Below are 23908 nucleotides of genomic sequence, written 5' to 3'. Positions count from 1 at the left end.
GGCTTATTTGTGTAAGGATGTTTTGTTGCGTTGCGCTTACAGCGCGGCTACCTGGTCCTTGGCTTCGGTTTTTACCTTAGCTTCGTTTTGTTCATTACGGATCACAGGTACGGTTTCTGTGTTGCGAATCACAGGAACGGCAGCCGGAGCAGGATTGCTGAATACGGTAGGAACGTTTTTACCGGCCGACACGTCTTTCAGACGCTTGTATTCAGTCAGTACGCGTGAGCCATAGCCAGAATCGCTATCCATGGCACCAGCGCCCACATACATTTTCAAGCCAGCTTCGACCGAGCCACCGCGTGACACATAGTCTTTCAGGATCAGTGCGCCGACTTTGATGTTGGCAACCGGATTGAGAGCAGCTTTGACGCCACCCATTTCCTGGAATTTTTCATGATGGACTTTGGACATCACTTGCATCAAGCCCTGAGCACCGACCGGGCTTTCAGCAAAAGGATTCAGGCCGGATTCTATCGCCATCACTGACAGTATCAGCAGCGGGTCGAGTTTAATTTCTTTCGCGGTCAGATAGGCCGCAGAGACCAGCATATTGGTTGCATCGGTCGCGATGCGATAGCGTTTGGACAGCCAGTTAGTTACCCATTGTTGCTGGCGTTGATTACCCAGCATTTTGGCATCTTCTTCGGAAAAGACCGCATTGTGTGCAGCAACTTCCGGTTTTGCCTGACCCGGGGCTTGCATCAGCATCGCCAGGCTTGGGGGAGGCACTTCCGCTTCGGCCACTTCTTCTTCGGCGGTCGCGAATGGAGACAGATCTTTAAATTTATCTGCTAACTCCGGTTTGAAAAACATGGTTGCCAGCGCGAGCATCGCGATGACACCGGAAATCGTCAGGATTTGACGTACTGCGTGCATCAATGCCGGAGCAGATGCGAATGCTGAGGCCGACGGCGCAGGGCGCTGGTCATCCGCAGCTGAACTACCAGGAACAGCTAAGTTAATACGTTGAAGCATTTTTTACCTCCTGAAATTACGCGTCGCAGGTAGTGACTTCATACTCTGCAATTCAAACAGCCGCGTATCAGAAACATCGTCATCGTCGCAAGGCGCGATCGGATGACGCCGGAGTTGTTGATCCATGTGGTCTGTCTGACCTGCTACCGGAGCATCCGGTGATCAACAACTTTTTTCGGGTGAAGGCAGACGCCTTTCGAAAACAATCCTTACAATGTTATGTGGGGCCCGATCCCCGTGAATGATGTTACCGTTAGTGGCTAAACTTTCTTCGCATGGAAAGTGCCAGAATCGTATCGTAGGCCAGAAGCTCTTCATCAAGTTGGGCGAATTGTAGGGGCGGTTTTATATCGAGTCAATACTATCAAAATTGATTTCTATAACTTATAGGTATAATGAAAACTGCTGCAAAGCAGCAAAAAACAATAAAATCAAGCACTTAGCGGATTTAGCTTGACCAGCGTATTCAGATAGAGAAAAAAGCGAAAAATGATGAAATATTCGGATTTGAGAGATTTTATTTCTCAGTTGCAACAATTGGATGAACTAAAAGTGGTGGATGTCCAGGTTTCCCCGCATCTGGAGATGACGGAAATCTGTGACCGTACCCTGCGCGCCGAAGGTCCGGCACTGTTATTTCGCCATCCGACCGGACACAGCATTCCGGTATTAGGCAATTTATTCGGTACCCCTAAGCGCGTGGCGCTGGGCATGGGAGCCAGTGATCTGAGTGAATTGCGCCAGATCGGTCATGTGCTATCCGCACTCAAAGAGCCAGAGCCACCGAAAGGTTTTAAAGACTTGCTCGGCATGGGCTCGCTGGTCAAGGCAGTATGGGATATGGCGCCGAAAGAAGTACGCGGCGCGAAATGTCAGGAAATTGTGTGGGAAGGGCAGGACGTGGATTTGGCGCGGCTGCCGATACAGCATTGCTGGCCGGGCGATATTGCGCCGCTGATTACCTGGGGACTGGTGATTACCAAGGGTCCCAATAAAAAGCGCCAGAATCTGGGTATTTACCGTCAGCAGGTCTTGGGGCCGAATAAGGTCATCATGCGCTGGCTCGCACATCGTGGCGGTGCGCTGGATTTCCGTGAACATGCCATCATCAACAAGGGCCAGCCTTATCCTATCGCAGTGGCGCTGGGTGCCGATCCGGCGACGATTCTGGGTGCAGTCACGCCGGTGCCGGACAGTCTGTCGGAATACCAGTTTGCCGGTTTGCTGCGCGGCAGCCGCACTGAGCTGGTCAAGGCAATCGGCAGTGAATTACGGGTACCGGCATCGGCAGAAATTGTGCTGGAAGGGCATATCTATCCGGACGAAAACCATCCTTCCGGCTATGAGCATGCATTGGAAGGGCCGTATGGCGACCATACCGGCTATTACAATGAGCAGGACTGGTTCCCGGTATTCACCATCGATCGCATTACCATGCGGCGCGATCCGATTTACCATTCCACCTATACCGGTAAACCACCGGATGAGCCGGCGGTATTGGGTGTGGCACTCAATGAAGTGTTCATCCCTTTGCTACAAAAGCAGTTCACAGAGATCACCGATTTCTATCTGCCGCCTGAGGGTTGCAGCTACCGCATGGCCGTTGTGCAGATGAAGAAAGCCTACCCCGGTCACGCCAAACGCGTGATGTTTGGCGTTTGGAGTTTTCTGCGGCAGTTCATGTATACCAAGTTCATTGTGGTGGTGGATGAAGACGTGAATGTACGTGACTGGAAAGAAGTGATCTGGGCCATCACCACCCGCGTTGATCCGGTGCGGGACACCACGCTGGTCGATAACACGCCTATCGATTATCTGGATTTCGCCTCGCCTGTCAGTGGTCTGGGCGGAAAAATGGGGATAGATGCGACCAATAAATGGCCAGGCGAAACCGATCGTGAATGGGGCACGACCATCACCATGTCGCCCGAAGTAAAAGCCCGGGTCGATCAGATCTGGCAGCAACTGGGACTGTGAAATCCGGCGCAGGCGAAGAGTCAGCTTTTGTCATTGAGTGAAATGGATGACTGAGTATACATGCGCCTGCTGGCCGCATTTTGGCTGGAGAAGCGCATCGGGTTTAGGTCTTGGATTTTTCCTGTTTATCCTGTGCTGTTGTTTGCTGCACAGACTACCCATGAAGACGACATAGACTGAACATGCTGACAGTCCATGCTGGCAGTCGAAAAAAAGCCGCAAGCATCAACGGTGTTCTGTTTGATGCTTGCGGCTTTTTGCTGCCAAAAACTAAGCGGTGTACTGCTTATTTAGCGCCATCCTGAAACTCTATCTGTATCAGGTTGTCGTCCGGTTTGCGATCGATGTACTTATTGTCAGGGTCTATCCCGGCTTTGGCCGGTTTGCCGCTGACGATTAACTTGTACTCGCCGGATTTTTGTCGTATCAGATGGCGTTCGCGTAATAAGGGTTTGCCATCTTTATCGTCGACGCCTATGTCCATGCTGTCGTTCAGCGCAACTTCTTTTTCCGCACCGAACTCGTCCGCCTTCAGTTTGTTATTGCTGACTTTGAGCGTGATTTCATACTGGTCTGCGCCGATTGCTTTGGCGGTAGCGGACAGTGCGCGGCTTTCATACAGGATGATGGATTCAAACGCATCGGTGATCATCTCTTGCTTGTCGGCCGGGGCTACGCGACGCAAGGCATCTACCAGCACACGGCTGGTCGGATACGGTGCGCCATGGTTTGCGTACTGTGCAACCACTTCACGTAAAGCACGGTTGACCTGCTCTTCACCTAACTGATCCTGCATCAGATACATGATCAGACTGCCTTTGTTGTAGTGGATGTACTGCTGGTTTTCATTGAATGCCAGCGGTTGCTCCTTTTTCCTTTCCTGACCACGTCCACGCAAATAGGCATCCAGTTCATACTTCAGGAACTTACGCATTTTCGCTTCACCATAGGTCTGCTTCATGACCATCAGCGCTGAATACTGTGCCAGCGTTTCCACCAGCGTGGTAGCCCCCTGGGTATTGGCTGAAATCACCTGATGCGCCCACCATTGATGGGCAACCTCATGCGCGGTCACGTAAAACGGATAATCAATGTCCTTAGGATTGTTATCGTCGACTTTAGCGATGAAGCCTATCGATTCCGAAAACGGGATGGTATTCGGGAAGGCTTGTGCAAAGCTTGCATAGCGCGGGAATTCAATAATCCTGACCAGTTTATGCTGATAAGGGCTAAAGTTCTTGCTGTAATACGTGAGCGATTGCTGTACACCTTTAACCATGCGGTCCAGATTGTATTCATGACCCGGCTGGTAATCGATCTCAATGGCGACGTCGTTCCACTGCGCCTGTTTGACGGCGTAGCGGCCAGACTGGAAAGAGTAGAAGTTCAGGATGGGCTGATCCACGCTGTAATGGAAATAGCGGCGTCCGTCTTTTTCCCAGCTCTTATCCAGCTTGCCGGGCGCAATCGCCATTTGATCGCTGCTGGTGGATACCGTCGCATCAAAGCGTATCCAGTCCGCATCGTTAGCGATATAACTATTAGCCAGACCGCGTGGGTCGTCCCGTTGCAGCATGCGTTCTTTTTCTTTCAGACCGTGTTTGCGTCTGAGTTTATCTTCAGTAAGCTCGAAATTGCTTTGATAGCCTATGTGTGGCATCAGCGAGCTGTTAAAGAAAGTGCCGTTAGCGATCACCGTATCGCGCTTACTCATGCCCAGGAAACTGTTTGCGTCATAGTTCAGACGGAAACGCAGACGGACAGAGGCGCCGGGCGCCAGTGCTGGCTGCAGGCGGAAGCTGTACATACCCATGTCTTTATCGCGAATGCCGGCCGTGTTCGGTGATTCCAGTGTCAATTGCCGGATCTCAGCCTCGTCATTTTGCAGGATATAGATTTCGCTGATTGCTTCGGCGCTGCGGTTCACCAGCTGATATTCACCTTCGATGGCAGTGCTGCGACGATCAGGGAAAATATCGACGGCCAGTTTGACATCGCTGATACGTGGCTGCGGCTTGCCTTCCAGAGCCTTGTATTTCTTTTCGTAGTTAGCCTGCGCCGCTTCATTGTCATAGCTGGTTTTATAGCTATTGACGATATTGTAAAAATAAAACAGCACGCCACCGCACAGCAGGAATAGCAAGGCACCCACGCTGCCCAGCCCCAGCGTGCTGCCGCTTAACTGTGCGCGCGCCGTATGCAGGCGACCACGCCAGTCGCTGCCGGTACCGCGTACCCAGAAGCACAGGCTGGCCGCAATCAGCATCAGGGCGGCACCGCCCCAGTAAGCCTGGGTCCAGCGGATTGCAGGAATAAAATGACCATAGCCATTCAGTGCCGAATAAGTCACGCCGGGCGTATTGCCATAGATGACCATAGGATGCTCAACACCGAGTGCGGGCAGTGCAATGCTGGCGATGTAATACAGTATCATCAGAAAATAAGCGACATACTTATTATTGACGATGACCTGTAAAGACATGGCTAATACTGCGAGCAGCATATAGTCTGGCCATTGCAACAGGAACAGCTGGTACAGATACTGGCCCAGTTCGAATTGGGTATAACCATGAAACAGCTGCACCAGTATGCCGCATGCCATCAACACCGCGAGTAATATGCCTTGCAGCAGGATCAGGGCGCTGAGTTTGGATAAGAAGGGCAGCGCATTCGGTACCGGTAAAGCATCCATCAGTTGCGCGATGCGCGCTTCGCGTTCGCGCCACACCAGTTCACCTGCATAGAAAGTGGTAATGATCAGCATGAATAAGGCGAAGCTGCCGCTCATCACTTGCAAAACTGCGTAGGTCACCGGATAGGTCGCAGTGCCATACATCTTAGTGATGGCCGTGGAGGTCGCAAACATAAACAGCACGCCGCACAAGGCTATCGTGATGAAGTAGACATTCTTCACGGTTTCGCGCAAATTCAGCCAGGTCTGGGCACGGAACAAGTGCCATAAATGCGCCTTGCCAAAATCCGGCTGCACGCTTGGAACCCGCAGGCTGGCTGGCGCTGCTGTTACCGCCTCTTTTTTCTGTTTACCCGTTACACTGGCTGCGCTGAACTGAAAACGCCAGAAGCACAGTGCCAGTGTGATCAGTCCTATACTGCCCCACAGCAGGCGATTGGCCAGATAAATCCCGGCCAAAGGAATCAGGCGGGTATTTTTATCGTCTACACTCCAGTATTCGGTCAGCCTTGAAATCGCGCGCGAGCCGAAGGGATCTATCATGGCGGCCAGATTGCGGTTGTCCATATCGCTGAGTAAGGCACCGGCGATCAGATAACCTATCAGTAACACCACACTCGCAACATAGACCGGCAGCATGCGGCGGAATATCGCACCCAGGAAAAAGAAAATCGCGCCAAAAGTGATCAGGTTTGGAATGATAGAAAAAAAGTAGGGCAGGATATAGGCCATCGCAAAACCCGGGCCAACCCGCACTGGCTCTATGCCTGGCAGATATAAGCCCAGCCAGGCGCCTAAGGCGATGCTGGAAAATACAAACAGCAAAGTAATCAGCGCGGCCAGATAGCGGCCTGCGAGGTAAGAAAAACGATGCAGGGGCAGGGTATAAAAGAAGTGCCAGATATTGTGCTCGGTATCCTGCTGTATCGCGCGTCCCATCATGGCAGCGACGATCACTGTGCCCAGATAACCGAGGAAGGTGATGGTTTGCGAAACAGAGCTGGGTGCATTGATATAGGTTTTTCCGCCAAAACTGATAGTCGCACCGGAAAATGCACCACCGGCAGCGGTTACCCACAGCATGGCCAGCGCAAAAAACATCAGGAAGTAAATATAGGTCGATATGCTGCGGAATTTTTGCCGCAGTTCAAACTGTAAGATCGTGAACATGGGCTATCCTCAGGCGTTTGCAGCACTTGCTGTTGTTGTGGTAGCGGAAGTGCCGAGTAAGCCTGCCATGGCGGCAAAGTAGACATCTTCCAGATTCGCATGTGCTGGTGAAAAGCCTTCAGCCGGCTGGTCTTCTGCATACACGTGTATCAATGTGCGGCCCGAAATCAGGCGGCTGGAAATAACGCGGAATTCTTGTTGATAGCGCGCGAGCTCAGATTTATCGATGAAGCGCTTCCAGACCTGATCGGCGATTTGTTCTATCAGTGGCAAAGGCTGGCCCTGCAAGACCACCTGACCCTGGCGTATTACCGCCATGTGATTGCAGAGGTCAGCCACGTCTTCCACAATATGGGTGGACAGGATCACGATTTTGTCGCTGCCTATATCGGATAGCAGATTGTGAAAGCGCACGCGTTCTTCCGGGTCCAGTCCGGCGGTCGGTTCGTCCACGATAATCAGCTTGGGATCGCCTATCAGCGCCTGCGCGATGCCGAAGCGCTGCCGCATACCACCGGAAAAACCACCCACATGCTTGTTTTTGACATTGTATAAATTGGTCTGATGCAGCAGGGCTTCCACCACTTCTTTTCTTTGTTTGCGCTGGCTGATACCTTTCAGACTCGCAAAGTGATCCAGTAAGTCATAGGCGCTAACCTTAGGGTAAAGACCAAAATCCTGCGGTAAATAACCCAGCATGCGACGCACACTGTCTTTGTTTTCGCTGATATTGATACCATCCAGCGTGGCACTGCCACTGTCAGCGTCCTGCAGTGTGGACAGGGTGCGCATTAAGGTGGATTTGCCGGCACCATTTGGCCCGAGCAAACCGAACATGCCAGCCGGTATGGTGAGCGAAATATCATTGAGCGCCTTGACGCCGTTATCATAAGTTTTACTCAGATGCTGTATGCGTAGTTCCATGTGTCTTCCCGTTGATTGTGATGAATGCAGGCTGAGCTGAAGTGCTGTGCCGTCTGAAATCCTGAATGCGCTGCAATCATGCTGGCGGATTCCGGAATATGCAGAATGTAGCTGCTCAGATGCGGCGGGAGTGACTTTGGGATGAAACCCGTTTAAGGCTGTATGAACCCCTGAAAAAGCAGGCTGAAAAACTATCCAGACTGAGTTGTTCAGAAAACTCCCCCTTAAGCTGGCGCTTTGCGCTATAATGCGCGCTGGCGGGCCCCTGCGCATTGCGGCATGGTCAACCTGGTCAGGTCGGGAACGAAGCAGCCACAATCATTTCCCGCAAGTGCCGCAGATCAGGCTCGCCAACCTTGCTTCTCTCTCTTATCCCGTTTTACATCCCCCCAATTTTTCATATTTTCCTCGCTGCTGCAGCGGCAGATATTTGATTTCCTGATTTTTTCCATCGACTGTGACGACAAAGTTTGATCCAGATCGAGCTTGCTGCAGATGCACATGCGTACTGCTTGCGATTTAGTTGCTTTAAGGTAATCTAATGCTACAAAAAGGCGAAAGCAGGATTAACCAGAGGAGACAAAATGAAGATGTTACGCAGAAGTGTATTGATGCTGGGTTTGAGTCTGATAACAATCGGTTCCGTACAGGCGCAAGAGCGCGGCAGCTCCGACGAGGCGATCGCGATGGTCAAAAAAGGCATCGCTTATATTAAAGAAGTGGGTAAAGAGAAGGCATTTGCTGAATTTGCTAATCCAGCCAATAAAACTTTTCATGACCGTGACCTGTATTTGTTTGTCTACGATCAGAATGGCATCAATCTGAGTCACGGTGTGAATCCTAAAATGCAGGGTAAAAATCTGCTGGAAATGCGTGCTGGCGACAAATTCATTATCAAGGACATGATAGAGCTCACAAATACCAAGGGTAAGGGTTGGGTCGATTATCAATGGCCGAATCCGGTCAGTAAGGCATTGGAAGCGAAATCCAGCTATGTGGAAAAGGTCGACAATTATTTTGTTGGCTGCGGCGTGTATAAATAAACAGACTTCTCTGTCACACTCTCGCTGAAAAGCACATGCAGGCATGTGCTTTTTTGCTTTTCTATCCGGTATGATTGGGTATGCGTGCAGCTCAGACATACGCATGTTGCCGCTATCTTTCTTCAACCATACTTCAGACTCAGGTGATAAGTGGGACGTCCCAAAACCGTACAGAGCTCTGGTGCCAAGCGCGCCTACCCGGTTACACAACGCTTTCTGAACTGGCTTAGCCGTCCTTTACTGCTGGCGGGATTGATGTTGTCCATCCCTGCCTTTTATTTATTGCTGGCGGGTGATAATGAACTGACCCGTACCATAGGCCATAGTCTGTATGCCATGGTGGCTGTGCTGATTGCGGTGGATACATGGGTGCAGTGGCGCAAAAACCGTTTTCAGGAAAGGCGCAGCGGCAAGCTGATCCTGGATGTGAGTATCGTCTTTGGCTGCGTGTTGAGTAGCCTGCCATCTGCGACAGAGTGGAGTCTGGTCGAGTGGTTATTGCGGCTGGCGCTGTGCGCTGCGATCATGATGCGTATCGCCACACTGGTGCTGCGTCATATGAAGCCCAGTCATCTGGTGCAGGTCGTTGTACTGGCCTTGTTATTGCTGGCCACGGCAGGTGCCGGTTTTTACTGGCTGGAGCCGAATGTGCACAGCTATGCGAATGGCGTCTGGTTAGCATTCACGACAATCGCCACCGTAGGCTATGGCGATATTGTGCCGTCGACGCCGGCATCAAAAATTTTTGCGGTGTTTATTGTACTGCTCGGATATGCGATGTTTTCTATCGTGACCGCCAATATCGCAGCGCTGTTTGTGGAAGAGGATGAGGAGCAGCTGGAGCAGGAGCTGCATGCGGACATACGTTCATTGAGCCGTGAAGTGCATGCGCTGCGACTGGAGTTGCGTGAGCGTGATGCCTTGCTGGACCGCATAGAAAAACAGCTGGCGCAGGCCACCATTACGCGGGTTCATGAATAAGCGGCTGGAAGTACAGCACTCTCTTGTGCTTGCTATCCAATCCGGTATAGACGAAAAAAAACGACCGCTGGCGCTGGAAATGTCGCAAAATCCTGCTTTTGCTGAGTGAGTCTGATGCATGTTGGCCGGTGACAGGGCTGAACAGCTTTCTTTGCTCGCTGTATTGTTGACCAAATAGGGTAAAATCGCAGGATGTCTTATCAAGTTCTCGCCCGAAAATATCGTCCCAAAAGCTTTGAAACGCTGGTGGGGCAAGAGCACGTTGTCCGTGCCCTGACGCATGCACTGGAGCAGCAGCGTCTGCATCACGCCTATTTGTTCACCGGTACCCGCGGAGTCGGTAAAACGACCTTGTCGCGCATACTGGCCAAATCCTTTAACTGTGAAAAAGGCATTACCGCTCAGCCTTGTGGTGTGTGCGAAGCCTGTACTGCAATTGATGCCGGGCGCTTTGTCGACTATATCGAGATGGATGCGGCATCCAATCGCGGTGTCGATGAAATGGCTTCCCTGCTGGAGCAGGCGATTTACGCACCGTCCAATGCGCGCTTCAAAGTCTATATGATAGACGAGGTGCACATGCTGACCAATCATGCGTTCAATGCCATGCTGAAAACGCTGGAAGAACCGCCTGAGCATGTGAAGTTCATTCTGGCTACGACTGATCCACAAAAAATCCCGGTCACGGTCTTGTCGCGCTGCCTGCAATTCAATCTCAAGCAGATGCCGCCGGGGCATATCGTAGGCCATCTGGAAAATATTCTGGGACAGGAGCAGATCGCATTTGAAGCACCTGCGCTGCGCTTGCTGGCGCAGGGTGCGCATGGCTCCATGCGCGATGCCTTGTCCTTAACCGATCAGGCGATTGCTTACGCGGCCGGTAAAGTCAGTCTGGAAGCGGTGCAGGGCATGCTGGGCGCACTGGATCAATCCTATCTGATTCGCCTGCTGGATGCCTTAGCCATCAGTGATGGTAAAGCCTTGCTCGATGTGGCGGATGAAATGGCGGCGCGCAGCCTGTCGTATAAATCAGCTTTACAGGATCTGGGCAGTTTGCTGCATCAGATCGCGGTAGCGCAAATGGTGCCGTCGGCGGTGCCGGATGATCTCCCGGAACGTGAACATATCCTGCGCCTGGCGCAGCAATTCTCAAAAGAGCAGGTGCAGCTGTTTTATCAGATTGCGGTGCATGGGAAAAATGAGCTGGCGCTGGCACCCGATGAATATGCGGGTTTCAGCATGACGCTGTTGCGTATGCTGGCTTTCCATCCTATCGACGGCAGTGGTCTGATTCCGGCTTCGTCACCAACACCGGCAGCACCAACTGCACCATCGGGCTCCGGTCCTGCCACGGGTGCACGCTCAGCTTCACCGGCACAGGCTGCACTCAGGGCAGCACAACCTGGCGGTGGCGCAGCCGTAGCTAATCTGGTGGCACCCTCTGCCGCGAGAACCGCAGTCCCGGTGCAGGCGCCTGTTGCGCCCGGCGCGAATTCAGCATCATCCATAGCACCGTCTTCCGTCTCTACGAATACAGCAGCACCTGTGGCAGCAAGCGCACCCGCAGCTAAGCCCATGAGTCCGGCGATGGCCGCACTGGCCGCAGCGCGTGCTGCCAGTGGTAAAGCCGGTGCAGCTAAAACAGCAGCTCCTGAGTCAGTGGTCGCTGCACCGGCGGCTGCAGTTACTCCGGTTCAGCCTGCTGCAGTAGTCGCCCCGGTCGCCGTTGCGCCAGTCTCAGCACCCTTACCGGCTAAACCAGCTACACCAGCCACACCCGCTGCAGCTGTAGCGCCTGTGCCCAGTGTTCCTCTGACTGCGCAGCAGATAGAGGCCAGTGCACAGCCGGTTGGTCTCGATGATATGCCGCCACCCTGGGATGATGATCCTATGTTTGCTGTCGCTCAGCCAGCTGCCAGACCAGTCAGGTCAGTGCCTGCAGCCAGCGTCAATCATGCACCGCAGGCTCAGGCTGAAAGCGCGCCCGAAGAAGCGCCGCTGGTTCAGCCCGCTGTGCTTGAGCCGCTGGCTGGGGATCGTGTATTATGGCGCGCGCCGGTTGCAGCGCTGTCCTGGGATGGTCACTGGCCGGATCTGGCCGCCAGCTTACCGGTACGCGGCGTGGCACAACAATTGGCGCAGCAAAGTGAGCTGATCAATTGTCGTGAAGATGGCAATGCCTTCGTATTTCTGTTGCGGGTGCCGGTTGCGACTTTGCTGTCGGCAGGCAGCCTGGATAAACTCAGTGCCGCCTTGTCTGAACGTTTCGGTAAAACGGTAAGGGTCGAGCATCAGATCGGTGCGGTGGAACTCACTGCCAATGCGCAGGCGATTGCCCAGCGCGAAGTGCGTCAGCAGCAGGCGGAGCAGGCAATACAGAATGACGGCTTTGTACAAAGCCTGATGCGCGAATTCGGCGCCAGCATTGTGACGGGTTCTGTACGTCCGGTTTGAGCGTCTTCGCTGAAGAATAAAGAGCGCACCTCCGGCAGCGTGTTTCGGTTTAACGCCGATGCAGACTGACTGGTGCGCGCAGATTAACCAAGTATTCCAGTAATTGAAAAGCAGGAGAATCCATTATGATGAAAAACCAACTCGCAGGTCTGATGAAGCAAGCGCAGGCGATGCAGGACAATATGAAAAAAGCCCAGGATCAGCTCGCGCTGATCGAAGTGGAAGGACAGGCTGGCGCAGGCTTGGTCAAAGTCGTCATGACTTGCAAAAATGATGTAAAGCGCGTCAGCATCGATCCTTCGCTGCTGGCTGATGACAAAGATATGTTGGAAGATCTGGTCGCAGCAGCGTTCAATGATGCAGTTCGCAAAGCAGAAGCCACCAGCCAGGAAAAAATGGCAGGACTGACGGCTGGCATGCCTTTGCCACCTGGTTTCAAAATGCCATTCTGAACGTGAAGAAAAACGGCAGTTTAGAAGCTTTATCTGAGGCTCTGCGTCGCTTACCCGGCGTGGGGCCAAAATCAGCGCAGCGCATGGCCTATCATTTGCTGCAGCACGACCGTGCGGCCGCCTCTGAACTGGGGCATGCCTTGCTGAATGCGGTTGACCGTATCCAGCATTGCGCCTCCTGTAATACCTTCACAGAGACCGAGATCTGTGAAACCTGCCTTGATCCATCACGTGACGCCAGTCAGTTATGTGTGGTGGAAACGCCTACCGATCAGATGATGATAGAGCAGACCCTGATGTATAAGGGGCTGTATTTTGTACTGATGGGACGTTTGTCGCCGCTAGATGGCATAGGCCCTAAGGATATTTATTTCGATAAGCTGATGCACAGAGCTGCCAATGGCCTGGTGCAGGAAGTGGTGCTGGCGACCAATTTCACCAATGAGGGTGAAGCTACCGCACACTACATCAGCGAGACACTCAAAGCGCGTGGCGTGAAAGTCAGCCGTCTGGCGCGTGGAGTTCCGGTTGGTGGTGAACTCGAATATGTCGATCCCGGCACGATAGCGCGTGCCATGCTGGACCGGCGTACCACCTGATTTTCTGTATGCAGTCACTGAGCCAGGATCAGGTGCAGGAGTTGTCAGCTTACTGGGATGGGCTGATGCAGCAGTTACAGGCAGATCCCGTGCAGGCGCAAAGCTGCCATGACTGGCTGTATCAACACTATGCGCAGCCTGAGCGTCACTATCATCAGTTTTCTCATCTTCTGGCCTTGCTGCGCTATGCCCGCCAATACAGTGATCATCTGGTCAACCCGCTGGTGGTCGACGCTGCGATCTGGTTTCATGATGTGATTTACGATACCCGGGCTAAGGACAATGAGGCGCAGAGCGCGGTGCAGGCGCGTTACTGGCTGAACCAATTCGGCACAGATGCCGCCATCACTGATGCGGTGGTGGCATGTGTAGCGGCGACGGCTGGGCATCGCGTACCAGAAACTGAAGTGGCTATACCTGATCTGCCCTTATTCCTGGACTTTGATCTGGCGATACTGGGGCAGAGCGCTGAGGTTTATCAGGCCTACACGCAAGCGATACAGGCTGAATATGATTGGGTGCCGGACATCTTGTATCGCGCCGGACGCAAGAAGCTGCTTAAGCAATTTCTGGAGCGCCCGCGACTGTATTTTACGGATACTTTTTTCGACTTATATGAGCACAGTGCACGCCGCAATATCGCGCATGAAATCGCTCAGCTCACACTTTTTTCCTGGCCATGAATCAGACTCAATCCCCGACTCAGACGCAGACTCAGCAAGCGGCGCATGACGCTACCGCTACAGCACGTGGTCCACTGGCCGGCATCCGGGTATTGGAACTGGGGACGCTGATTGCGGGCCCGTTTTGCGCGCGTATGCTGGCCGAATTCGGTGCTGAAGTGATCAAGATAGAGGCGCCGGATGCGGGTGATCCTTTACGTCAGTGGCGGGTGCTGAAAGATGGCACTTCGCTGTGGTGGAGTGTGCAGGCACGCAATAAGAAAAGCCTGACGCTGAATATGAAATCAGATGAAGGGCAGCAGATCGCGAGACAACTGGCGCTGGATGCCGATATCATCATCGAAAATTATCGGCCTGGCGTGCTGGAAAAATGGCAGCTCGGCTATGAGGATTTGAAGCCGATTAATCCGGCTACCATCATGGTGCGTATTTCCGGCTATGGTCAGACCGGACCCATGCGCGATTTACCGGGCTTTGGTGCGATCGGTGAATCTATGGGTGGATTGCGTTATGTGTCGGGTCATGCCGACCGGCCGCCGGTACGGGTAGGTATTTCTATCGGCGATTCGGTGGCCGCTTTGCATGGTGTGATCGGTGCCATGATGGCGCTGCGGCATCGTGATGTGACCGGTGGTCGCTGGAACGGGAAGCAGGGCGCAGACTGTGTCGCGGGGCAAGGCCAGATGGTGGATGTGGCCTTGTATGAATCAGTATTCAATCTGATGGAATCGCTGGTGCCGGAATTTGATGTGGCCGGTGTGGTCAGGGAGCGCACGGGCGGTGCTTTGCCCGGCATCGTGCCATCGAACACCTATACCACTGCTGATGGTGAAAATATCGTCATCGCAGGTAATGGCGATGCGATTTTCCACCGTCTGATGAAGGCGATAGGGCGGGATGATCTGGCCTATGATCAGCAATTACTCAGAAACGATGGCCGGGTGCCGCGTACCGCGGAGATTGATGCCGCCATTCAGCAATGGTGTTGCACCCAGACTATCGATAGCGCATTGGCTTGCCTGCAGCAGGCGGATGTGCCGGTTGGTAAAATTTACTCGGTCAGGGATATGATGCAGGATCCGCAATTTCAGGCGCGGCAAATGTTTGAGCAGCATAGCTTTGCCGACGGCAGTCCGGTCAAGCTGCCAGCCATCACACCCAAACTGTCAGTCACGCCGGGTGCCACCAATTGGCTGGGGCCGCAACTGGGGCAGCATAATGAAGAAATACTGCAAAGTCTGGGTTATAGCAGCGAACAAATCGCTGCGTTCAAAAGCAATCAGGTCATTTAATCATATCCATTGAAGAAGGCTGAACAATCTATGATGAACAAACAATTCTGGAAACAATTTCTGATCGCACTAGTGCTGTTCCTGTTGGGTTACTTCACTTTTAATCACTAGGTAAAAAAGCCTGCTGGCAGGAACTGTTTGTTCCCGGCAGCAGGCCGTTTGTTGAGACTGAGTGTGCTTAGATCAGCGTACGCACATATTCGCGGAAGCCAGCCAGCAGCATTTCTATCGACATCGCAGCCAGGATCAGACCCATCAGGCGTTCGAATGCCGTCATCACGCGTGCGCCTAAGACTTTTTGCATGCGTTCTGCACCCAATAACACCACCAGCCATACGATAGCCACCGTAGTCAGTGCACCGAGGTGTACCAACATTTCTTTATTGTTATCCGAAGAAAACAGCAGTACCGTGGCCAGTGCAGAAGGGCCAGCCAGGGCCGGAATAGCGAGCGGGACGATAAACGGTTCATGATTTTCTTCGGTATCGCCGAAGATGCCACCTTCTTGTGGGAATACCATACGCAGCGCGATCAGGAACAGAATCACACCGCCACCGATACGGATAGACACCTCGGATAACTGCAAAGCAGTCAGGAAGTTTTTACCGAAAAACATAAACAACAGCAGCAACACGAAGGCAATCCCACATTCGCGTACAATCACGCGCCAGCGTCGCTCAGGTGCGACGTGGGACAGGGCAGCGACGAAAATCGGTACGTTACCGAAGGGGTCGGTGACCAATATCAGTAAAATCAGGGTTTGAAAAAAATCTTGGGCCATGGATGCTGCTTTCTAAAGATGAAAACTTTTCCCCCAGGCAGCTTAGTGCATGCCAGGAAAAATGTGTACTAAATGTGTACCAAATGTGCGCTAATGAATGCGAAATGAGCTGCTTGTGACTCTGCCCGTGCGGTCAGAGTTTGAGAAATTGTGCAGTACAGCATGAATTCTCCCGTGCATTGCAGCGGGTGTCAACCGCCCAGCACGTGCAGATTAGTGCATAGCGTGACAGAAAATAGAATATTGCCCCCAAATTGAAATTATCCGCACTGAGAACTTTGCTTTACTATTACGTTGCTATTGCATGTAAGTAAAACTCGGGTTCTGTGCGGGCAGGAGAACAGGTATGAACAAAGAAATCCAACCCAGGCCCGATACGCCGTGTGTCGCCGTGTGCTCCACCACCTTTGACGATATTTGTCGTGGCTGTGGCCGTACGGTGGAAGAAGTGGCGCAATGGGTGTTTATGGATGAGGCACAAAAAGAACAGGTTTGGCAACGCATCCTGGCTCAGGGATATCCGCGTCGCAATACCTGACATCATTTCGTAATAACAGCAGGAACCGGAGTATAAAAATCAAACCCGGTAAGGTGTGTGGAGACTCATCATGACAGAAAAAACAAGATCTGGCCGCCGGCGTTTTTTGCTGGGTGGTCTGGGTATCAGCGGTGCCCTGATTCTGGGTTGGGGCGTACTGCCGCCACGTCAGCGACTCAAGGGTAGTCAGGCTCTGCCTGTGCATGAAGGCGAAATCGCACTCAATGGCTGGATACGCATCGCGGCTGATGGGCAGGTTGGCGTCGCCATGCATCGCAGCGAAATGGGGCAGGGCATCCATACCGCATTGCAAATGCTGGTGGCGGAAGAGCTGGATGTGCCTCTGAGCAGCGTCACGCCTTTCGCTGCGCCTGTCGACAAAATTTATGGAAATATGGCCATGCTGGCCGACGGGCTGCCATTTCATCCGGATGATGATGGCGTCCTGAAGCGCGTGGCGCAATGGATGACCCTGAAAACCGCACGGGAACTTGGGTTGCAGGTGACCGGTGGCTCCTCCAGCGTAAAAGATGCGTGGCAGCCTTTGCGGGAAGCGGGTGCCACTGCACGTGCCATGTTACTGGCCGCTGCCGCACAGCGCTGGCAGGTCGCGCTCAGTGAATGCACGACTCAGGCCGGTAAGGTCTTGCACAGCTCGGGCAAACAACTGAGCTATGGCGAACTGGCTGCGACGGCAGTCAACATGCAGCCCTCCCATATTCAACTGAAAAAACCAGCCGATTTTCGTTTGATTGGCACGCCGCAGCCACGTCGTGAAGCGGTACTCAAGGTCAATGGTAAAGCGCAGTTCGGGATCGATGCGCGTCCGCCGGGATTGTTATTTGCGGCCCTGAGCCTGACGCCTGTGATCGGCGGTAAGCCTAAATCCTGGAATAGTAAAGCCGCACTGGCACTGCCTGGTGTGAAGCAGGTGGTCGATCTGACTGCCGCTGCCGGTGAGCATGGCTATGCGGGGCTGGCGGTGGTGGCGGACACTTACTGGGCGGCCCGTCAGGCGATACCGGCACTTGCAATCGAGTGGGATGCCGGGCCCAATAGCCAGCTATCCAGCGCCAGGGTGTTTGCGGAGCTGGCAGAAAAATTAGAGCGGGAATCCGGATTTACCTACTATGAACATGGTGACGTGGCGGCAGGATTCGCCAGCAAGCAGGTCGCGAAGATGATCACTGCCGAATACCGTGCACCATTCCTGGCGCATGCGGCGATGGAGCCGATTAATTGTACGGCGCAGTGGAAAGATGGTCAGCTGGATTTATGGGTCTCGACTCAGGTACCCAGTGTTGCGGTGGCAGTCGCGGCTGGTATGCTGAATATCGCAAGTGAAAAAGTCCAGCTGCATATGTGTTATCTGGGTGGCGGCTTTGGTCGCAGGCTGGAAGTGGACATGATACGCCAGGCTGTCGCGATCGCACGTCAAACCGAAGGACGGCCAGTCAAGCTGGTCTGGAGCCGCGAGGAAGATACTGCTCACGATATGTACCGGCCAGCGGCGCTGGCGCGTTTTACCGCCGCCTTGGATGCGCAGGGCCAGGTGCTGGCTTATCTGAACCGTTCTGCATCCGGATCGGTCACGCATCAGGTGTTACAGCGCAGCTTTGGTGTGCCGGGCGCGGGCCCGGATAAAACCACAGCCGAAGGTGAATTCGACCATGCCTATGCACTGCCACATCAGAAAACCTCGCATGTGATCGTGCCTACGCCGGTTCCACTCGGCTATTGGCGTTCGGTCGGGCATTCGCATAATGCTTTTTTTAAAGAGAGCTTTATTGACGAGCTGGCTGCGGCCGCACAACAGTCGCCGCTGGAATTCCGGCGTCAGTTACTGGCAAAACAGCCACGTCATCTGGCGGTACTGAATGCCGCGGTGGAAAAGGCTGGTGCGGTGCCTGCGGGACGCGCGCATGGCCTGGCGATACATCGCTCTTTCGGCTCTATCGTGGCCCAGGTGGCGGAAGTATCGGTCGAAGCGAAGCAAATTAAGGTGCATAAAGTGGTGTGCGCGATTGATTGCGGGATTGCCGTTAATCCCGCCGGAATTGCGCAACAAATGGAGTCTGCCGTTATTTTTGGACTCAGTGCGGCGCTGTACGGTGAAATCACGATAGAGCAGGGGCGCGTCATGCAAACTAATTTCCATGATTATGCGGTGCTGCGTATGAATGAAGCGCCGGTCGTGGAAACTGTGATCATACCCAGCGCCGAAGCGCCGGAAGGGGTGGGTGAGCCTGGTGTGCCGCCGCTGGCGCCGGCACTGGCGAGTGCCGTATTCCAACTCACAGGGCAACGTTTGCGCAGTTTACCTTTAAAGCTGGGTTAAGCCTGATTAAGGGCGTAGTATGCAGATGGAAGGTGGAAGAAAAGTAACGATATATGTGATCAGGTAAGAAATTTTTTTTATTTTTAAGAAAAGCCTGTAGCTTTATTATTATCACGCTTTATACTTCCTTGCACTTTTTGTTCGCCAGCCTGTTTGTGTATCAACTGGCTGACACGGATTCTGAAATTTTTCTGTTAGGAACTGATATGTTGTTTTCGCAATCGCATTCTGTCTCGCTGTCCAAACGTCGCCGTTCGGCCGGTTTTACCCTGATTGAAATCATGGTGGTCGTGGTGATTATGGGCATCCTTGCTTCCGTTGTTTTGCCTAAAGTAATGGGGCGTACTGATCAGGCGCAGATCGCTGCTGCCAAGCAGGATATTTCCGTGATCATGCAAGCCTTAAAGTTGTACCGCCTCGATAATCAGCGTTATCCGACCACAGAGCAAGGTTTGCAAGCCTTGCTGACGAAACCAACCACAGGCCCGGCTGCAAATGGCTGGAAAACCGATGGCTATCTGGAAAAAATGCCTAAAGATCCTTGGGGTAATCCTTATCAATATCTGTCACCAGGTGTGAAAGGTGAGATCGATGTGTTTTCTTATGGGGCAGATAGTCAGCCGGGTGGCACAGGTATCAATGCGGATATCGGTTCCTGGGACCTGTAAGCTGTGAAAGCAGTATTGCGCCGGCAACGTGGTTTCACTTTGCTTGAAATGCTGGTGGTGGTGGTGATCGCCGGCATCATGCTGGGTATGGTCAGCCTGAATGCCATGCCCAGTGAGCGCCAGCGTCTGGAAACCGATGCCAAGCGCATTGCGTCTTTGCTGCAACTGGCACGTGATGAAGCCATACTGCGCAATTTGCCGGTGGCATTTGAAGCCGATCAGTTTGCCTACCGTTTTTTGATACGTCAGGATCAGAAATGGTCGCCGCTGAAAGATGAACTGCTGCGCGAGCGTCAGTTTGAGGTTTCTCCTATGGAATTGCTAATGGACCCGCCTGCAGCCAACACTGCACTGGCTGCACGTGTTGTGTTTGGACGCGAGCCGGTGGACAAGCCCTTTGTAATGACGCTGCGCTCAGGCGAAGCCTCAGTCAGCATACAGGCGGATGGAGTAGGTCATTTCAATGTTGAGTAAGTCTTTGTCTACGCGTCAACGGGGTTTTACTCTGCTCGAAGTCCTGGTTGCACTGGTGATCGTGGGTACGGCACTGAGTGCCAGCCTGCGCGCCATCGGCAGCCTGACCCAGAATAGCGCCGATTTGCGCGCTGCGATGATGGCGACCTGGTCGGCAGAAAACCGGCTGGCGCAAATCCGCCTCGCACGCGAGTGGCCGGCATTGGGTGAGCGCAGTTTTGAATGTCCGCAAGCCGAACTCAAGCTGATGTGCGAAGAGCATGTGATCGCCACGCCGAATCCCTCATTCCGGCGGGTTGAAGTCTATGTGACTGAAATCAGTAAGCCTGATCGCCGTATTATCAAGCTGACCCAGGTGGTGCCAAATGCCCTATAAGGTCAAGCTCAAGCTCAAGCTCACGCGCAGGCGCAGCGCCGGATTTACCTTAATTGAATTACTGGTGGCGATCACTATCCTGGCAATCGTCGCCGTGCTGGGCTGGCGCGGGCTGGACAGCATCGTGCGTGCGCGTCAGGCTTTGAATGCCGAAATGGCACAGACCCGTGGCATACAGCTGGCCTTTGCGCAAATGGAAAATGACTGCGCGCATCTGATGGATGCCGTGATGCTGCCGGGGCGCAGCGTACTCAATGCGGCCGGCAATAAGCTGGTGTTAATACGTTCCGTTTTTGAAGACGGGCAGCCAGTCCGCTATCAGGTGGTCGCATACAGCGTAGTAGAAGGTGCACTCGGTCGGCGTGAGCTGCCGCCACGGCGCGAAATCACAGCCTTGGAGCGCGATTGGGAAGGTGCAGTCGGCGACACCGATGGCGCGCGCGTCATCACCCTGCAAACCGGCGTGAATTCGATAGCAATGCGGACCTGGAAGCAGGGCGAAACCGGTTGGCGCGTTGGTGGCAATGATGTGCAGAATCCGGGCGGTCAAACGCCGCAGAATCCAGCCTTTCCGCCGACACCTGCAGGTCCAAAAACTGAGAAGCTGTCAGGCCTGGAAGTCTCGCTGCAAGTAAAGGGGCGAGACGCCCCTATGATTAAAGTGTTTTTGCTGGGGGCGAGCTGATGGCGACACCACGTAAAAGACAGAAAAAGCAAAGCGGTGTGGCCGTAGTCACAGCGCTGCTGTTAACCACCCTCGCCATCACGATTGTCGCCAGTCTGTTCTGGGAACAGCAGGTACAGGTGCGCTCGATAGAAAATCAGCGCATGCAATTACAAAAAAAATGGATATTACGTGGCGCCATCGACTGGGCACGTCTGATCCTGCGCGAAGACGCGCGCCAGTCGGCCAAGGTCGATCATCTGGGTGAGCCCTGGTCGGTCAAGCTGGAAGATACCCGGCTCGATCAATACGTGGAAAACGGACGTGCCGATACCGAGGCCAGCGAAGCCAGTCTGTCCGGGCAAATCGTCGATGCGCAAGCGCTGTATAACCTGAATAATCTGGCCACCGATGGTATGGCAGATGCGAGGGAAGTCGCGGTTTTTGCGCGCTTGCTGACGAATCTGCGTATGAGTCCGGAATTGGCAAAACGCACGGCGGCCGTGCTGGCACAAACCCAGAGCAAACCGGTCGTGCCTAAAGGTGCACCCGACAGTACGCCGCCTGATCCGAATAAAACTGTTACCAGTCAAACCGGCAATGCACAATTTGAAGTGCAGTATTTGCGCTTTATGCAGGTCGATGATTTGTTGTCTGTGCCCGGATTTACCCCGGAAATGTTGCTCAAGTTGCGATTCTATGTCACCGTTCTGCCTCGTCGCAGCGGAATTACGCCGATTAATCTCAATACCGCACCACCGGAAGTGTTGTCCGCCCGTATCGACGGCGTAAGCATGGGTGATGCGGCATTGATCGTCGCCAGCCGCGACCGTGCTTACTTCCGTGATTTACCCGATTTTCAAAACCGCTTTCCTGAGAAAGCCAAGGGTATGACGGAAAAAGATGCGCAGGTCTGGACCAATTTTTTTGTAGTGAATGGAAAAGTGAAAATGAACCGTTCCGCTCTGGATGTGAGTGCGCTGATAGAGCGGGCGGATGATGCAACGACCAATGTGCTTTGGGTCAGGGAAAACTAAATAAAAAATGGCAAGTACACTGTATATTTCTTTGCCCCCCAGGGGTGTGGCGCAATCCCGCCCCGACTGGCTAACCACTCCTTTATCCTTTGCGCTGTATTCAGCGGAAGGGCAACTGATGCAGCAAGGGCAGCAGACGCTGGCGCAATTGCGCAGTCTGGCTGACGGTGCGCGTCAGTTATCGTTGCTGCTGGCAGCGTCAGATGTCAGTCTGCTCAGCGTGGCTGTGCCTCCCATGACTGCCGCCAAGCTGAAACAGGCTTTGCCGAACCTGATCGAAGAACAACTGAGTTCTGATCCGGCGGATGCCGCCATGGTCGCCGGTGAAGTGACTGATGGCAAGGTGCAGGTCGCTGTGACTGACCGCGCCTGGCTGGAGACCGCAGCGAATCTGGTCAAAGATTGGAATGTCCGCAAGATTACTGCCTTTCCAGCCCAATTGCTGCTGGAAGCCGCACCCGCTATGGATGCGGCCAGTGCAGCTTTCGAAACAGCCGATGCTTATACCGAGATCAGCCTTAGAAAAGGCGTGCTTGACGGTGCCGGTCTGAGTCTGGCCGATACCAGTACCGAAGACGCTTTACGCATGCTGAACCTGATCGCTGGCGGCACTGCGCTGCATGTGTTGGTGCCGGCGCAGGAATTGCAGGCAGTGCAGAGCATCGCGCAAAGCACAGGACTGGGCGCTGACTGGAGTTTTGCAGCATTGAACTGGAGCAGTCGTCTTGCTTCGGTATCGGCACGCGTGCCAGATCTGATGCTGGATATTTCAGCGCTACACAAACCAGCGATAGACTGGGCTGCCTGGCGCTGGCCGCTGGGTTTGGCCGCAGCAGTGGTCGTGCTGAATATCGCCGCCCTGAATTTCGAATGGTTCACGCTGAAACGTGAAGCCAAGGCGATGAATGATGCCATCGTACAGACTTACCGCTCCAGCTTCCCAAAAGATACCCTGAGCTCAGATTTGCCTAAGCAAATGGAGCAGAAGCTGGATCAGGCCCGTCGTCTGTCCGGGCAGTTTGCGCAAAATGATTTTGCCATCATGGATGCCCAGTTCGCCCAGGTCTGGGACCGGGTCATGGCGGGCAAAGGTGCTGCCATTGCCTATGTTGAATTCAAGGATCATGTCTTGCATGTGAAGCTCAAATCCGTATCCGGCGTTCCGGTTGATGAATTACGTCAGGCACTGGCTGAGCAAGCCCTGAAAATGGAAGCCGGTTCCGATGGGGTATTACATATTTCCGCCGGAGGAAAAAAATAATGCAAAAAGAATTACTGGCTCAGTTTTTCCTGTACTGGAATGCACGTAATCCGCGTGAGCAAAAAATGCTGAGTGCGGCAGCCGTGGTGCTGGTGCTCACCTTGGTGTTCGTACTCCTGATCGACCCGGCCTTAAGCGGTGTTTCCCGTTTGCAAAAAGAGATACCGCAAAATCGTCAAAAGCTGGCTGAAATGACGGCGATGAATAATCAGTACACGCAACTGGCCGCCAATCTGAATCAGATGGTGGAACCGGTCAGCCGTGAATCGATAGAAAATTCTTTGAGTGCACGCGGCATGAAAGCACAGACGCTGAGCGTGGTGGATGAAGTGGTGCGTCTGCAGATACAGTCGGCGTCGTATGCCAATGTGATGGAATGGCTGGTCGAGTTGCAAAAATCTGCGCGTGTGGTGGTGGATGAGGCCAAACTGAATGCCTTGCCGGAAACCGGGCAGGTCAATGTGAATCTGACGCTCAGACAGCAGCGTGCCAATCCGCGGTAATGGCGGACAGGTAATTTAGGTAA

General features: G+C 53.5%; 21 protein-coding genes and 1 other RNA gene. 18 read left to right on the top strand and 4 right to left on the bottom strand.

Going from position 1 to position 23908, the window contains the following annotated elements; translation table 11 throughout:
• Nucleotides 1–36: 36 nt before the first annotated feature.
• Nucleotides 37–978 carry a transglycosylase SLT domain-containing protein gene (locus H8K43_RS14015; protein ID WP_186904421.1) on the bottom strand — a complete coding sequence of 314 codons (942 nt, stop codon included), beginning with the start codon at nt 976–978 and terminating at the stop codon, nt 37–39.
• Nucleotides 979–1470: 492 nt separating this feature from the next.
• On the opposite strand from H8K43_RS14015, the gene ubiD reads away from it, so the two are divergent.
• Nucleotides 1471–2955 carry a 4-hydroxy-3-polyprenylbenzoate decarboxylase gene (ubiD, locus tag H8K43_RS14010; RefSeq protein WP_162021090.1) on the top strand — a complete coding sequence of 495 codons (1485 nt, stop codon included), beginning with the start codon at nt 1471–1473 and terminating at the stop codon, nt 2953–2955.
• A 286-nt stretch (nt 2956–3241) separates the two neighbouring features.
• On the opposite strand, the gene H8K43_RS14005 is transcribed toward ubiD, so the two are convergent.
• The gene (locus tag H8K43_RS14005) at nt 3242–6817 is read right to left on the bottom strand and encodes an ABC transporter permease/M1 family aminopeptidase (protein WP_186904420.1); all 3576 of its coding nucleotides are present in this window, start codon (nt 6815–6817) and stop codon (nt 3242–3244) included.
• Nucleotides 6818–6826: 9 nt separating this feature from the next.
• Nucleotides 6827–7741: an ABC transporter ATP-binding protein gene (locus tag H8K43_RS14000; RefSeq protein WP_186904419.1), complete on the bottom strand. Its 915-nt coding sequence runs from the start codon at nt 7739–7741 to the stop codon at nt 6827–6829.
• A 256-nt stretch (nt 7742–7997) separates the two neighbouring features.
• Here H8K43_RS14000 and ffs point away from each other — a divergent pair.
• The 8 genes from ffs (at nt 7998) to H8K43_RS13960 (ending at nt 15245) form a co-directional block, all read left to right on the top strand.
• Nucleotides 7998–8096, top strand: an RNA gene (gene ffs, locus H8K43_RS13995) — signal recognition particle sRNA small type.
• 235 nt (nt 8097–8331) lie between these two features.
• Nucleotides 8332–8784 (top strand): cache domain-containing protein, encoded by a 453-nt coding sequence (locus H8K43_RS13990; RefSeq protein WP_230403964.1) that lies wholly within the window; start codon nt 8332–8334, stop codon nt 8782–8784.
• Nucleotides 8785–8934: 150 nt separating this feature from the next.
• Nucleotides 8935–9765, top strand: a complete 831-nt coding sequence (locus H8K43_RS19200) for a potassium channel family protein (protein WP_329604524.1) — start codon at nt 8935–8937, stop codon at nt 9763–9765.
• 192 nt (nt 9766–9957) lie between these two features.
• Entirely contained in the window at nt 9958–12219 is a 2262-nt protein-coding gene (locus H8K43_RS13980; RefSeq protein ID WP_186904418.1) for a DNA polymerase III subunit gamma/tau, read from the top strand.
• A gap of 125 nt (nt 12220–12344) precedes the next feature.
• Nucleotides 12345–12671, top strand: coding sequence for a YbaB/EbfC family nucleoid-associated protein (locus tag H8K43_RS13975; RefSeq protein ID WP_162020997.1), 327 nt, complete (start codon nt 12345–12347; stop codon nt 12669–12671).
• Between the two features lie 2 nt (nt 12672–12673).
• Nucleotides 12674–13270, top strand: a complete 597-nt coding sequence (gene recR, locus H8K43_RS13970) for a recombination mediator RecR (RefSeq protein WP_186880578.1) — start codon at nt 12674–12676, stop codon at nt 13268–13270.
• A gap of 8 nt (nt 13271–13278) precedes the next feature.
• Nucleotides 13279–13953: an HD domain-containing protein gene (locus tag H8K43_RS13965; RefSeq protein ID WP_186904417.1), complete on the top strand. Its 675-nt coding sequence runs from the start codon at nt 13279–13281 to the stop codon at nt 13951–13953.
• Nucleotides 13950–15245 (top strand): CaiB/BaiF CoA transferase family protein, encoded by a 1296-nt coding sequence (locus H8K43_RS13960; RefSeq protein WP_186904416.1) that lies wholly within the window; start codon nt 13950–13952, stop codon nt 15243–15245. The genes H8K43_RS13965 and H8K43_RS13960 overlap by 4 nt, the downstream gene beginning before the upstream one ends.
• A gap of 178 nt (nt 15246–15423) precedes the next feature.
• Here H8K43_RS13960 and H8K43_RS13955 read toward each other — a convergent pair whose 3' ends face one another.
• Complete coding sequence (locus H8K43_RS13955) at nt 15424–16026, bottom strand: MarC family protein (RefSeq protein ID WP_162020993.1); 603 nt, start codon at nt 16024–16026, stop codon at nt 15424–15426.
• Nucleotides 16027–16372: 346 nt separating this feature from the next.
• Here H8K43_RS13955 and H8K43_RS13950 point away from each other — a divergent pair, with 346 nt between their 5' ends.
• From H8K43_RS13950 to gspM, 9 genes are all read left to right on the top strand, one after another.
• Entirely contained in the window at nt 16373–16564 is a 192-nt protein-coding gene (locus H8K43_RS13950; protein ID WP_186904415.1) for a DUF1289 domain-containing protein, read from the top strand.
• 70 nt (nt 16565–16634) lie between these two features.
• Complete coding sequence (locus H8K43_RS13945) at nt 16635–18902, top strand: xanthine dehydrogenase family protein molybdopterin-binding subunit (RefSeq protein WP_186904414.1); 2268 nt, start codon at nt 16635–16637, stop codon at nt 18900–18902.
• Between the two features lie 206 nt (nt 18903–19108).
• Nucleotides 19109–19570, top strand: coding sequence for a type II secretion system major pseudopilin GspG (gspG, locus tag H8K43_RS13940; RefSeq protein WP_186904413.1), 462 nt, complete (start codon nt 19109–19111; stop codon nt 19568–19570).
• 3 nt (nt 19571–19573) lie between these two features.
• Nucleotides 19574–20044, top strand: a complete 471-nt coding sequence (gene gspH / locus H8K43_RS13935) for a type II secretion system minor pseudopilin GspH (RefSeq protein ID WP_408058547.1) — start codon at nt 19574–19576, stop codon at nt 20042–20044.
• Nucleotides 20034–20420 carry a type II secretion system minor pseudopilin GspI gene (gspI, locus tag H8K43_RS13930; RefSeq protein ID WP_186904412.1) on the top strand — a complete coding sequence of 129 codons (387 nt, stop codon included), beginning with the start codon at nt 20034–20036 and terminating at the stop codon, nt 20418–20420. Before gspH ends, gspI begins: the two co-directional genes overlap by 11 nt.
• Nucleotides 20410–21105, top strand: coding sequence for a PulJ/GspJ family protein (locus tag H8K43_RS13925; RefSeq protein ID WP_186904411.1), 696 nt, complete (start codon nt 20410–20412; stop codon nt 21103–21105). Before gspI ends, H8K43_RS13925 begins: the two co-directional genes overlap by 11 nt.
• Nucleotides 21105–22121, top strand: coding sequence for a type II secretion system minor pseudopilin GspK (gene gspK, locus H8K43_RS13920; protein ID WP_186904410.1), 1017 nt, complete (start codon nt 21105–21107; stop codon nt 22119–22121). Before H8K43_RS13925 ends, gspK begins: the two co-directional genes overlap by 1 nt.
• Before the next feature lie 7 nt (nt 22122–22128).
• Nucleotides 22129–23382 (top strand): type II secretion system protein GspL, encoded by a 1254-nt coding sequence (gspL, locus tag H8K43_RS13915; RefSeq protein WP_186904409.1) that lies wholly within the window; start codon nt 22129–22131, stop codon nt 23380–23382.
• Complete coding sequence (gene gspM / locus H8K43_RS13910; protein WP_186904408.1) at nt 23382–23885, top strand: type II secretion system protein GspM; 504 nt, start codon at nt 23382–23384, stop codon at nt 23883–23885. The genes gspL and gspM overlap by 1 nt, the downstream gene beginning before the upstream one ends.
• Nucleotides 23886–23908: the final 23 nt, after the last annotated feature.

This window comes from Cognatundibacterium curvum (assembly GCF_014284235.1).
Taxonomy (GTDB): Bacteria; Pseudomonadota; Gammaproteobacteria; order Burkholderiales; family Burkholderiaceae_D; genus Undibacterium; species Undibacterium curvum.
The sequence above is the reverse complement of the archived record's forward strand: the minus strand, read 5'-3'. Positions and strand labels throughout refer to the sequence as shown.

Excerpts from the sequence above, each read along its gene's own strand:
- H8K43_RS14015 (WP_186904421.1), bottom strand. The coding sequence starts at position 978 with ATGCTTCAACGTATTAACTTAGCTGTTCCTGGTAGTTCAGCTGCGGAT.
- ubiD (WP_162021090.1), top strand. The coding sequence starts at position 1,471 with ATGAAATATTCGGATTTGAGAGATTTTATTTCTCAGTTGCAACAATTG.
- H8K43_RS14005 (WP_186904420.1), bottom strand. The coding sequence starts at position 6,817 with ATGTTCACGATCTTACAGTTTGAACTGCGGCAAAAATTCCGCAGCATA.
- H8K43_RS14000 (WP_186904419.1), bottom strand. The coding sequence starts at position 7,741 with ATGGAACTACGCATACAGCATCTGAGTAAAACTTATGATAACGGCGTC.
- H8K43_RS13990 (WP_230403964.1), top strand. The coding sequence starts at position 8,332 with ATGTTACGCAGAAGTGTATTGATGCTGGGTTTGAGTCTGATAACAATC.
- H8K43_RS13980 (WP_186904418.1), top strand. The coding sequence starts at position 9,958 with ATGTCTTATCAAGTTCTCGCCCGAAAATATCGTCCCAAAAGCTTTGAA.
- H8K43_RS13975 (WP_162020997.1), top strand. The coding sequence starts at position 12,345 with ATGATGAAAAACCAACTCGCAGGTCTGATGAAGCAAGCGCAGGCGATG.
- H8K43_RS13965 (WP_186904417.1), top strand. The coding sequence starts at position 13,279 with ATGCAGTCACTGAGCCAGGATCAGGTGCAGGAGTTGTCAGCTTACTGG.
- H8K43_RS13960 (WP_186904416.1), top strand. The coding sequence starts at position 13,950 with ATGAATCAGACTCAATCCCCGACTCAGACGCAGACTCAGCAAGCGGCG.
- H8K43_RS13955 (WP_162020993.1), bottom strand. The coding sequence starts at position 16,026 with ATGGCCCAAGATTTTTTTCAAACCCTGATTTTACTGATATTGGTCACC.
- H8K43_RS13950 (WP_186904415.1), top strand. The coding sequence starts at position 16,373 with ATGAACAAAGAAATCCAACCCAGGCCCGATACGCCGTGTGTCGCCGTG.
- H8K43_RS13945 (WP_186904414.1), top strand. The coding sequence starts at position 16,635 with ATGACAGAAAAAACAAGATCTGGCCGCCGGCGTTTTTTGCTGGGTGGT.
- gspG (WP_186904413.1), top strand. The coding sequence starts at position 19,109 with ATGTTGTTTTCGCAATCGCATTCTGTCTCGCTGTCCAAACGTCGCCGT.
- gspI (WP_186904412.1), top strand. The coding sequence starts at position 20,034 with ATGTTGAGTAAGTCTTTGTCTACGCGTCAACGGGGTTTTACTCTGCTC.
- H8K43_RS13925 (WP_186904411.1), top strand. The coding sequence starts at position 20,410 with ATGCCCTATAAGGTCAAGCTCAAGCTCAAGCTCACGCGCAGGCGCAGC.
- gspK (WP_186904410.1), top strand. The coding sequence starts at position 21,105 with ATGGCGACACCACGTAAAAGACAGAAAAAGCAAAGCGGTGTGGCCGTA.
- gspL (WP_186904409.1), top strand. The coding sequence starts at position 22,129 with ATGGCAAGTACACTGTATATTTCTTTGCCCCCCAGGGGTGTGGCGCAA.
- gspM (WP_186904408.1), top strand. The coding sequence starts at position 23,382 with ATGCAAAAAGAATTACTGGCTCAGTTTTTCCTGTACTGGAATGCACGT.